The sequence below is a fragment of the Flavobacterium croceum DSM 17960 genome (assembly GCF_002917885.1).
Taxonomy (GTDB): domain Bacteria; phylum Bacteroidota; class Bacteroidia; order Flavobacteriales; family Flavobacteriaceae; genus Flavobacterium; species Flavobacterium croceum.
The window spans coordinates 1-11,385 of sequence record NZ_PQNY01000026.1 but is presented as its reverse complement, the minus strand read 5'-3'; the positions used below and the strand labels follow the sequence as shown (position 1 = coordinate 11,385).

Sequence of the window (11,385 nt, the reverse complement as noted above, 5' to 3'; positions counted from 1 at the left end):
AAAGAAAAAACCACGAAGTTGAAACATTCATAATTCTTCCTTTAATAAACCTGGAAAAATTTCTTCCGGAATTTTTCCGCGTATAGCAGGCAACGTTCCGCCGCTTTGCGTCTGTTGCGAGCTTCGGAACTGCTTATTTTCTGCTAAAATACAACTTCTTGCGAAAGATAAACGTCAATTTTGCACTTTTCTCGCAATAGCGCAAAACGGCTGTTAGCAGTAGCCATTTATATTGTTGGAGAAAAGTTATCAGGAAGTTTGACTGTTAATTTTCCGTTTTGAATAGAATCAGGATTTACTTTTGGATTAAAGGCTACAATCATTGCTACTTTGTAATTGTCTTTAGGGTTGTTTAAAAACTTATATTCTCTGATTAAGTCTTTTCCAAAAAAACGTATTCCAACTTCATTAAATTTCTTTATATGTTTTTCATGTTCAATCAAATATCTTGTTTTATCGGCAATTTCTATGTCTGAGTAAATATCCGATAAATCTCTAAGATTATCAAAAAACTCACTCACTTCAATTGATAAATTTGTATCAGTAATAGAACTTGAATCGAAAAAGTAAAAATGAGCATTCTTTATTATAATATCTAACTGCACATGATTTTTAATCTCATCTAGAACTTCTGCATTGTTAACGTTTCTTATATAATCTTGTAAATCTTTTTCTATTGCATTTTCAACCCATTTTTCATGATTTTCTTTTAAATTAACCAATAACTCATATGTGAAAGTTTCGGGAAAATCATCAATTAATTTATGGTCATTTGCGCATAGTAGAATTAAATTGCTATTATCATCGTAATCACTCAATTTTGCAACTTTTCCTCTTGGTCCTTTTTCTTTTCAAGAAATAATATGACACTCTTGACCGACAATAAAATTTGCATCTGCAATTTCAAGTTTCTGTACCAAATGCTTTTTACAAATAGCACATCTGTTTCCAGATTTTAACCATACTATTTTTCGAGTTTTGTCTTTTATTGCCATATTTTTCTGATGGTTACTGCTAACGTTTCGCGGCTTCAAGAAGTGGCGAACTTCGTAACCGCTTAATTTTCCACTAAGATAAAGAAACTTGCGAAAGAAAAATGTGAATTTACTACATTTTTCGCCATTTCTTGAAACCGCTGTTGGCAGATGTATTTCTTTTTATGAAATCCAAGTTCCTTCAACTTTATCAACTTTCCATTTTCCGTTTTCTTTTTTTATATAAATTCTGAATCCTTGTCCACATTTTCCGCCACAGATAAAACCTTCATCAAGTACTCCAAATTTTTTGTTTGTGTCATACTGACTTAACGTATTTTTTTACTTCGTTGGCGGTTTCAACTAATCCTGTGGTTGAAGAATATAACGTTTCGTTTCTTGCTATTCTTGAATTGCTTACACTTGCGTATGCAGTTGCAACGGCTGTATTCTTTGTTGTTAGGTCTGCAATTTTTGCTTGAATAGTTGCTACTTGCAAATCGGTTTCGTTTGGTGTGTAGCTTGGTTCTGCTTCTAAAACTGAGGTTAATCCTGCTAAATGTTGAATAAGCTGGTCGTAAGATTGCTGACTTGTTGAAATTGTTGTTGGTGCTGGTGTGTTTGGGTCAGTTGGTGTTTGCGCTGATGATGCCTTTTTACCTTGCATTTTGCGATTAAATGTTTTAGCGTTGCCGATTGTTTCGGGTGTTGCATCGGTAGTTTGCAAAGCATTGATCAAACGAGTAGAAAATGACTTTAAACCGCTGAAAGCGGTTATGCGCTCATTTACTTTGTTGTTGTAATTTGTGTTTTTTGCAATAACATCTGCTAAATTACTTTCGGCTGATGTTTTTAAAGCAACGAGTTGCGGAAGTTTTAAACTGTTTTTTGATGGGTTGTAGGTTGCTCCATACCCTGTAACGAACTCAATTAAGTCTTGAAAATTTGCTACATTTTTTGCGTGTCCTGTTTCGGATGTTGATGCCATAATGTTAAGAGTTAAATGGTTAATAAATTTTGTAAACGAAAATAGTTTTAAACTAGTATTGTATTGAATTTTAAAAATTTGTTAATTTTTTTAGAATAATAAAATATTTAGTATTATGTGTTTAAAAATAAAGCCCTGAAATGTTTTACCATTAACAGGGCTTTGACCAATTAGACTAAAGTATTTATGGGATTTTAGTACTTTTTAACTTTATAAATAGCTATAGAAAATTGGTGTTTCTATAAGATTTAAAAGAAGCCCTACAGAGTCAGCATTGTAGGGCTTTCTTAAACTAACCAAAATGAAATGCATAATTATGGAAATGCTACTTTTCACGACAAAAGTATTTCTTCATAATGGTAGCATAAATCTTTAGAAAAGACCTTTAATAAATTGGTATTTTTTTTCTAATTTGTTTTCCTCGTTGTTTAGCTCTTTGCTTTTTGTAAGTCTTACACTTGTATTTTTTATTTTTATCATAAAATATACAGAGAAGAAAACAAAGAGTAAAACCATAATTACTAATACTTGTGTCATACCTAAAAGTTTTAATTATTGATTATTGATTGAATATTATTATTGAAGTGACTACTATCGCTACTGCTATTGGAACGACATAAAATAATTTTGACATATTAAATTTATTTGATAGTTAGAATATATTCTGCTAATTGATCTAATTGTTCTTGATTTAATTGGGATTCAAAACCTGGCATTTGTGGTGCGTCTGCTCTTTTTTTGCCTGGTTTTTTGATCCAACTTTGTAACCCTGCTTTATTTCCTTTGTATATGGAAGCCATTTCAATAACTGGCGGACCTACTAATTTTACATCGGGTTTGTGACAAGCCGTACAGTTTTGTTTGAATACGTTTTCTCCTTTTTGTGCTTCCGTTAAATTTGCTGTACTTTCTTGTGCTTTCGCTTCTTTACTTTTTGGAATGGCGTCTTTTTTAATTTGTTGGAATTCATCTGTTTTTAAACGAACTAATTCACGGTGTTTTTCTAAAGCGTTCGATCTGTATATTTGACGACCAGTACCCATAAAGACAACAGTAATTGTCATTAAAATCAATACTTTTTTAAAATCTTTATCAATGGTTCTTTCGTCTCCCTGAATTCCTTTCCACATCATCCACATTGCAGGAATGGCAATTGCTGCACCTATAAAAATCACCAAAACTAAATTCCAACCTAATCCTTTAGAAGGTAATGTTAATAAAACTAATGGACCAATTAAAAATTGAATAACCGAAGCTACTAATGTTAATGAATAACCTTTTTTCTTTAATTCGTAGCGAGAAAAAGTTGGAAAAATAGTATCAAACGGATAGTTCTTTCTTCCCATATACCAATGCAAGAATAAACCTGTAATTGATAAAGAGGCAAAAATGAAATGAAAGTATCTTGGAAAAACATTCGGTAATGTCATTGCACTAAAAAAACCTTTGACTAATGCCCATTTTTCTGGAAACAGCATCAAATTAATGTTGGTTAGAAATATGAACGGAATAAACAAAAAAATGATTACTGCAACAGCTAAAATTGAGATATGTACTGGTTTATTATTTTCTAATAATTTCCAAGTGTATTTGTGAAGATAGGTTAGTAAAAATGCTACTGTTACTAACGGAATTACTGCCAGCCACATTAAACCTGTTAGTGCATTAGCTGAATAGAAATAAATGGTATAAAGCACGTTGATACACAGTAATGGAGCAATCCCCATTACAACTGCCATACTTTTATTTACAGTAATTGTAGTTGCTATTTCGTGTGCTAAAATATCGTATTCTTTATTTTTCAGCCCTTTTATTTGTGACCAAAGTGTTAGTAATGAACCTCCAACCATTAAGTTGACAAATAAAATATGTACTAAAAATGAAACTACTAATAGAAAAATTAATAACCATTCTGGCAATGGCAACGGTAACGGAATATCTTTTGGAACTGGTGTGGCACTTTGCAATGCTATGAATAAACTTGTTAACATATTATTTCTTTTTATTAATTAAAGCTGATGCTGTATTATTAGGGTTTATGGTAATGCCTTCTTCTTGAGCGCCTTCTAAAACATCGCCTGTTTGTTGTAGATATCTTATGTAGGTTGCTAATGCTTCGGCTTCTTTTTCATTGCCAGGAAATTCGGGCATAAAAGTTCGACCAGTGTGCATATTAGGCATATAAGCTGCCATTGAAGCAATGTCTAAAGGTTTACCTGTACCACCATACATTCTGTCGAATACATATACTACGCTGTTCACACCTTGTGCCGTATGGCAACGACTGCAAGCAATGGTGAAAACATTTTTTCCTGCCTCAACTTTGTTCTCTTCTGTAACTTCATTTACAGTTGTATAAGTGGCATGTTTTAAAACTCCGTCTTGTTTGTAAACCACATAATCATCTTTTAGTAAAAGATTGGAGTACATATATTGACTAATTACATAGGGTTTTCGGATAAATTCTCTTACTCTTTCAAAGAAACCTAAATAGGCAATTGCTGTTACTACTGGAATAACAACCATGTAAGGTTTTAGTAATTTTGTTTTGTAAACTCCGATTATTCCAATTATAATAGTTAATCCTGCACCTGCGAAAGCTACATATAGTAATGTATTGTAATATTGAGCAAAAGTTATGGTTCCAACTGCTGTACTTAAATTGGCAGTCATTGCTTCGGGCATTGCTCTGTAGTATATGAAAGCTCCAATTAACGAAATAGGTGCCCAAAGCAATAACCATTTTGAAGCATATTTAACGGCACTTGTTCTTAAATTGGTATCTTTTTTAGTAAAAAGTGTTATTAAAAACATTCCGAAAATACCTGCGACGAGCATAGCTGTTGGTGTTCTAAAGAGTAATTGTGGTAAATAGATTGGATTGGTAAAACCATTCAATAAGGAATGATGCGTTTGCCAATTGCCTGGATCCATCATAAAACCAAGAATTGATACAATGATTGCCATCGTAATCCAAGAGAAAATACTCAAATACCAACCGAAATTAATGTGTCGTATTTTAGCTTTTAAAGAACTATTACTGTTTTTCCAAGTAAGGAAATAAACCATAATTAGGATTACTTCTGTAACAAAAACAATCCATTCGGTAAACCAAGCCCAAAAGAAAACTCGAATTAAACTTCCTATTGAAGCAGGACTAACGAGTGCTACTGAAAACCATATTCCAACTCCAGTCATGGCACCGATAGTAGTTGTGATAATAAAAGCTACTTTCATTATTTTGTAAACCATTTTATCCCATTCTAAATCGGTGATTTGGTCTTTACCGCTACGAGAAACACCTCGTTGTTCTAACCATGTAACAAATGGCATAAAACCCACGGCTAAACCGTGATTGATAATAACGTGTAGAATGGCAATGATTGCAATAAGCATTCTGTTGTTGAGCCAATCTAAATGAAACATTGGAAAATCCATAATGACATAATTTTTAATGGTACAAATTTCATTTAGTTTTGCTTTAAAATCTAAAAACAAAAAAGCAGGAAGTTTAGAAAAACGTTCCTGCTTGGTTTGAAAAAAGTGCTTTATTTGTTGTTATTTACACTTGTTGATTTAGATTTTCAATCCTATTGTTTTTATTTTTTGATTATTTTACTTTTACTTTTTTGACCATCAATTGAAGTAACTTCTAGAATAAAAGTACCGTTTGATAAAATTGAAATATCCGCTACTTTAGAAACCGTATTTAAAACCAGTTGCCCCATCATATTGTAGACAGCAACGTTCTTAATTTCAGATGCAGTTTCGATGTTTATGTAATCTGATGTTGGATTTGGATAAACTTTTATTTTGTTATTTATAGGTTTATCTTCAATAGCTAAACTATTATTAACCGTAAAAATGTAATCTCTTGTTTCGCCAGAGCCAAAAGAAGAACAGGCATCAGTACTGTTTATAGTACTACCATAAGCTCTTGAACGAATTCTCATTTTTATTAAACCAGAATTTGAAGTAGTTGAAACTGTAAAACTGGTAGTGTTTTGTGAAAACATATTGTTTACCAATTGGGTATATTCTGTTTCTTCAAAAATGTTGTTTTGGTTGTAATCCATCCAAATGCCAATAACCGCTTCTGATGATGTGAAAGTATAAAAATCATAGGATTGACCTGCGTTTAATGTTGTGGTTTGAGGATAGGCATGATAATACTCTGTAGGTTCAGTATAGGTATTGTGTTCGAAAGTTGTTCCGTTAATTTTGAACGTTACAAACGATGGTTCTAAACCACCACCAAGATTGTCATTGCAAGTTGGTGTAAAAGGAATTTTAGTGAATTTTTGAATTCTATGGTTAGCCATATCAGTAACATATAAATCGCCGTTTGCAGCAATGAAATTTCCTCTTGGGCTTTTAAATTGGTTTGGAGCACTTCCATTACCATTTCCTCCAGCGACTATCGTACCTTGAGTTTCACCTTCCACCCACATATTTATTCTTCTTCCAGTATATTCAGATATCATCATTCTACCATTAGGAAGCATAAAAATTCCATTTGGAGCTCTAAGTTGGTTAGGATCTGTTCCAGAACCATTTCCACCCGCTACAGTAATTGCATTTGTATTTCCCGGTGCAAATTTTTGTACCCTGTTATTTATATAATCGGTAACGTATAGATTTTCATTAGCATCAACGTATATAGTACCATTAACTGTTGGATTTGCTAGTTGATCAGCGGCACTCCCATAAGTTCCACCTGCAATAGCTGTACCAGAGGTTTCGCCTAAAATCCATTTTATTATGCGATTATTTCCAGCATCTACAATGTAAAAAGCATTGTTTCGGAAATAAAATCCTCCAGGTTTGTTGAATTGGTTTAAAGCAGCACCTTCGCCATTTCCACCAGCAACTGTTGTACCTGAAGTTGCACCAACATCCCATTTTTGAATACGATTATTAAACGCATCCATTACATATACATTTTCATTTGCATCTACCCAAACACAAGTTGGTGTATTTAGTTGATTAGCATTTGCTCCAGCACCATTTCCTCCTGCAACCGTAAAACCTTCAGTTGCTCCATTTGTCCATTTTTGTATTCTATGATTTTGCGTGTCGGTAATGTATAAATTGTTGTTTGTATCAACAATGACCGAGTAAGGAAAATTTAATTGATTTTGATTGCTTCCTGCGCCATTTCCACCAGCAACGGTTATTCCATTTGCATTCCAATTAAATTCGGAATATTGAGCAAAGCTAATAGTGGAAATTAAGAGTGTTAGAAAATAATATTTTTTCATTTTATTGTATTTAAATTTTTTGCAAAATTAACTCATTATCTAGCCTCGATAGTTTTGATAATCGCTCCTTATGTTTTTCTTTTCAACTTTTTTATCTAAAATTAAAAAAGCAGGAAAGTTTTTCTAACCTTCCTGCTTTGTTTGAAAATACAGCTTTGTTTTTTAATTATTTACACTTGTTAATTTCGTTTTTCAATCCTTTTGTTTTACTTTTTAGCCAAATACATTTCGGGATTTTTCAAAAACTCATCTTTACACATTTTAGCACAGAAACCATAAAGTTTTCCGTTGTAATGTGTGGTATCGCTAACTCCGTATTTGGTAATATCCATTTTACAATAGAAATCGATTTTGTTGTCGTATTTTAATTTGTTCAAGGGATTTTTTGGTTCAATAACGCTAGTAGTTTCTTTCACTACATTGGCTTCTTTTTTGTTGCAACTGTAAGCTATTACAATTAATAACAGATAAATTAGTTTTTTCATATGTAAATTTTATTTTTTAGTGGTGCATATGTATCGCTATTTTCATAGGTGTTTGCAAGCAAACGACTTGTTTATGGCGATTTCATTTTATACTTTTTTATTAATGATGGTCTTCGTTACTACATAATCCAATGATTTCATGAAAAACATCGTGTAATTTTGACAATGCTTCAGTAAGTTCTTTGTCGGTTTTTTTACCCTTTACCAATTTGTCTAGTTTTTTGCTGTCGGTTTCTAGTTTCTTTACAGCTGCCACAACTTCTTTTGAATTAAACTCTGCAGGAATAATCGATTTTGCTAATAACTCGGCTTTTTGAACCATTTCTCCGCTACGTTCTTTAATTGGTTGCAAGTTGCCTTCTTCACTAGGATGAAAGGTTTGTGACATTACTTGATGAAAATCTTTTAAAGCTTGCCAATCATCAAATTTCCCTTTCTTTTTAGGAGTAGCTGTTTTGTAGTAGTTACTTACCTCGTTCCAATTAATCACATTCCAAATTGCAGTTAAATAATCTGCTCGTTTGTTTTGATATTTTAAATAATAGGCGTGTTCCCAAACATCAATTCCTAAAATAGGCATTCCTTTATTTTCGGCTACATCCATTAATGGGTTGTCTTGATTAGCTGTAGTGCAAATGGCTAATTTTCCATCTTGACCGACATACAACCAAACCCAACCCGAACCAAAACGAGAAGTTGCCGCTGCATTCATTTTTTCTTTTAATGTTTCTAAACTTCCAAACGTTTCATTAATTGCCTTTTCTAAATCGGCAGATGGCTTGGTGTTTTTTTCTGGGGTAAGAATTGACCAAAAGAATTCGTGGTTAAAATGCCCCCCAGCATTGTTTCGTATTGCAGGACTTAATTTAGAAATGGTAGCAAAAATTTCTGTAATAGTCATTTTTTCAGCATCAGTTCCAACGACACCAATGTTTAAGTTTTTCACATAAGATGCATGATGTTTACTGTAATGGATTTCCATTGTTTGTGCATCAATAAATGGTTCTAAAGCATTGTAATTATAAGGCAATGGCTTTTGTGTAAACTGTGCTGATACTGAAACACAGATTAATAAGAGAACGGATAAAATTTGATTTTTTTTCATTGTTTTAACGATTAATTGTTGTTTAATGACTTGCATTTTTTCTGAATTGTTCTGGTGTTGTACATGTTTGCTTTTTGAAAAAGGTTATAAAATAGGATACATTTTCGAAACCTAAATCGTGTGCTATTTCATTTATTGATAAGTTAGTATAATGCAAAAGTCGTTGTGCTTCTATCGTTATTCTTTTTCTAACAATATCACCTGCCGTTTTACTTGCTTCGCTTTTGCAAATTTTGTTTAAATAGTTTGGTGTTACGTGTAACTTTTCGGCATAGAACGAAGGCATTTTATGTTCTTTAAAATGTTGTTCTACTAATTTTTCAAACTCTTTAACTTTTTCGTTTTTGCTATTGTGAGTTTTTGTAATTATTTGTGGATTGTAAATGCGTTCCAGTTGAACTAATAAAATGTTCAGATAGGAACGAAGTACTTTTGTCTTGTCTTTGAGTATCGCACTATATTCATACTCAAATAATTCAAAAAATGTTTGTAAATGTTCTTTTTGAAACGAATTTAAAGACATATAAGGTTTACAACCATTCTCAAAAAACGAAAAATCATTTAAAGAGTTATTGTTGTAACGCAATGAAAAAAACGTCTCGGTAAACGAAATAATTTTGCCTGATGTATCGGGATGTAAATTTATTTTGAAAATACAATTAGGTTGAATAATAACAACTTTAGGGCAATTAAAATAAATTTTATGATTATCAATTTCAATTTCACCATGGCAAGAATCTAAAAACAAAATTGAATAAAAATCTTGTTTGTGTGATTCTTCAACGAATGGAAATTTAGTATTAAATCCTTTTAGGGAATCATAAAAAATATCATAATTACTGTTGCTAAAATCCCCCAAATTGCAAATCGAGATTAAACTTGATTGCATAATTGGTTAGTTTTAAATTAATAATTATTATTAAAATTTATGATACTAACTCGGGTGGATTTTCAAAATGGAAAAGAATGGAAGGGTATTTAGTCGCTTTATGGAAGCTGAATTTACTTTTTAAATTACTGTTAAAATATTTTGGAGTTGGTATTAGAGCAAATTGTGGAGTAATGAAAATACTATCTTTTTCGATTGTTGTTAGATTTTTCTTATTGTCTTTTTGTTCTTTGCTCAATTCGTTAATAAGAAAACATTGCCCTTTACAGGTTGGAATTTTATCAAATCTATTGATACATAAATTTGAAGCTATATAGTCTCTGTTTATTTGAAATGAAGTTATTATCCACAAACTTTTAGTGCTTTGGATAGTAAAAATAAAAAGTAAAAAATAAACAACTACTTTTTTCATTTTGCAAAGATACATTTTCTATTCACTTAATAATACTTTAATATCTCTTATTAAGCGTTTGGTTTCTTCTGGATTAGTGCCATCGTAAACACCTCTTATATGTCTGTTTTTATCAATTAATAAAAATCCTCCACTATGAACGTAACCGCCTGGCTCTTTAGAGTCATTGTAGGCAGTTGCAAAATAACTTTTGGTTGCAATACTGTAAATACTATCTCTGTTTCCTGTTACAAAATGCCATTTATTGGATATTTTATTACTTTTTGTATAGGCTTTTAGTCTTTCAACGGTATCGTGTTCTGGATCTATTGTGTGAGAAATGAATAGTATGTTGGGATTATTTTTATAAATATTGTAAACGCTTGATAATTCGGTATGCATTTTTGGACAGATTGTAGGACAAGAAAGAAATATAAAATCGGCAACGTAAATTTTATTTTCAAAAGTTTTATTTGTTACAGTTATACTGTCTTGGTCAATAAAAGAAAAATCATGTATTTTGGGATAAATAGTATCTTTTCCATTAACAACTGGATTGCCAAGAAATGGTAATTTATCAGGTTTTTGATTGCAACTAAAAAGAATGCAAAGAAATAGTGTCAAAACGATTTTTTTCATTTGACAAATATACATATTTGATTAAATTCGACTATTAGGATTATGCGGTTTATTTTTATGCGCAATTTTGGCTTAGTGTAGCCACCAACGTTTTGCGGCTTGACGCAGAAGCGAAGCCAGCGAACGGCTAAATTTCTGTTAAAGATAAAACATTTTCGTGAAAAATAGACTTCAGTTTAAAATAAAATGAGCTATTGCGCCAAACCGCTGTTGTGTGTTCGGTTGCGAAAAATGATCTTCCCTTTTTTTAGTCAGTTTCTTTCGCTTTCGACGTCAATTTTTCCATTTTATAATTTTCTTAAAATATTTCCGTTTTCAACTTTCCGCTTTCCGCTTTCCGCTTTCCATTTTTAGATTTCGTATCGTTGTTAGCTTTTTTAGTTCCTAAACATTTTAAATTCCGCAACGTTTAGAAGCAAACTTTTATTTGTCCGTTTCTTAAATTTTAGAAATGAATTTAGGCTAAAAGTCTCGAAAAAAAAACAAAAAAGTTGATATTTCTTCTTTCGAATTGTTGTCTGCGGCGTTTATTCTTCCGAAACTGACACACAACGTTTTGCGGCTTGACGCAGAAGCGAAGCCAGCGAACGGCTAAATTTCTGCTAAAGATAAACATTTTCGTGAAAAACAGACTTCAATTTAAAATAAAATGA

General features: G+C 31.9%; 11 protein-coding genes and 1 pseudogene. All 12 read right to left on the bottom strand.

Annotated elements, in window-relative coordinates:
* Window positions 1-227: 227 nt before the first annotated feature.
* Window positions 228-818 carry a hypothetical protein gene (locus Q361_RS12425; protein WP_103727057.1) on the bottom strand — a complete coding sequence of 197 codons (591 nt, stop codon included), beginning with the start codon at window positions 816-818 and terminating at the stop codon, window positions 228-230.
* 33 nt (window positions 819-851) lie between these two features.
* A complete protein-coding gene (locus Q361_RS13785) occupies window positions 852-995 on the bottom strand; it encodes a hypothetical protein (RefSeq protein ID WP_169929311.1) in 144 nt (47 codons plus the stop codon).
* Window positions 996-1,293: 298 nt separating this feature from the next.
* Window positions 1,294-1,962 (bottom strand): hypothetical protein, encoded by a 669-nt coding sequence (locus Q361_RS12420; RefSeq protein WP_245874635.1) that lies wholly within the window; start codon window positions 1,960-1,962, stop codon window positions 1,294-1,296.
* A gap of 372 nt (window positions 1,963-2,334) precedes the next feature.
* Window positions 2,335-2,499 carry a hypothetical protein gene (locus Q361_RS13780; RefSeq protein WP_169929310.1) on the bottom strand — a complete coding sequence of 55 codons (165 nt, stop codon included), beginning with the start codon at window positions 2,497-2,499 and terminating at the stop codon, window positions 2,335-2,337.
* 104 nt (window positions 2,500-2,603) lie between these two features.
* Window positions 2,604-3,953 (bottom strand): c-type cytochrome, encoded by a 1,350-nt coding sequence (locus tag Q361_RS12415; protein ID WP_103727056.1) that lies wholly within the window; start codon window positions 3,951-3,953, stop codon window positions 2,604-2,606.
* A gap of 1 nt (window position 3,954) precedes the next feature.
* Entirely contained in the window at window positions 3,955-5,400 is a 1,446-nt protein-coding gene (locus Q361_RS12410) for a c-type cytochrome (RefSeq protein WP_103727055.1), read from the bottom strand.
* A gap of 161 nt (window positions 5,401-5,561) precedes the next feature.
* Entirely contained in the window at window positions 5,562-7,223 is a 1,662-nt protein-coding gene (locus Q361_RS12405) for a GEVED domain-containing protein (protein ID WP_103727054.1), read from the bottom strand.
* 206 nt (window positions 7,224-7,429) lie between these two features.
* Window positions 7,430-7,708 (bottom strand): YHS domain-containing protein, encoded by a 279-nt coding sequence (locus tag Q361_RS12400; protein WP_103727053.1) that lies wholly within the window; start codon window positions 7,706-7,708, stop codon window positions 7,430-7,432.
* A 436-nt stretch (window positions 7,709-8,144) separates the two neighbouring features.
* A pseudogene (locus tag Q361_RS13945) lies at window positions 8,145-8,813 on the bottom strand (superoxide dismutase); the annotation flags it as partial.
* A 22-nt stretch (window positions 8,814-8,835) separates the two neighbouring features.
* Window positions 8,836-9,702 carry a helix-turn-helix domain-containing protein gene (locus tag Q361_RS12390; protein ID WP_103727051.1) on the bottom strand — a complete coding sequence of 289 codons (867 nt, stop codon included), beginning with the start codon at window positions 9,700-9,702 and terminating at the stop codon, window positions 8,836-8,838.
* A gap of 37 nt (window positions 9,703-9,739) precedes the next feature.
* On the bottom strand, window positions 9,740-10,114 hold the full coding sequence (locus tag Q361_RS12385) for a hypothetical protein (RefSeq protein WP_103727050.1): 375 nt from the start codon (window positions 10,112-10,114) through the stop codon (window positions 9,740-9,742).
* Between the two features lie 18 nt (window positions 10,115-10,132).
* The gene (locus Q361_RS12380) at window positions 10,133-10,732 is read right to left on the bottom strand and encodes an SCO family protein (protein ID WP_103727049.1); all 600 of its coding nucleotides are present in this window, start codon (window positions 10,730-10,732) and stop codon (window positions 10,133-10,135) included.
* Window positions 10,733-11,385 lie beyond the last annotated feature (653 nt).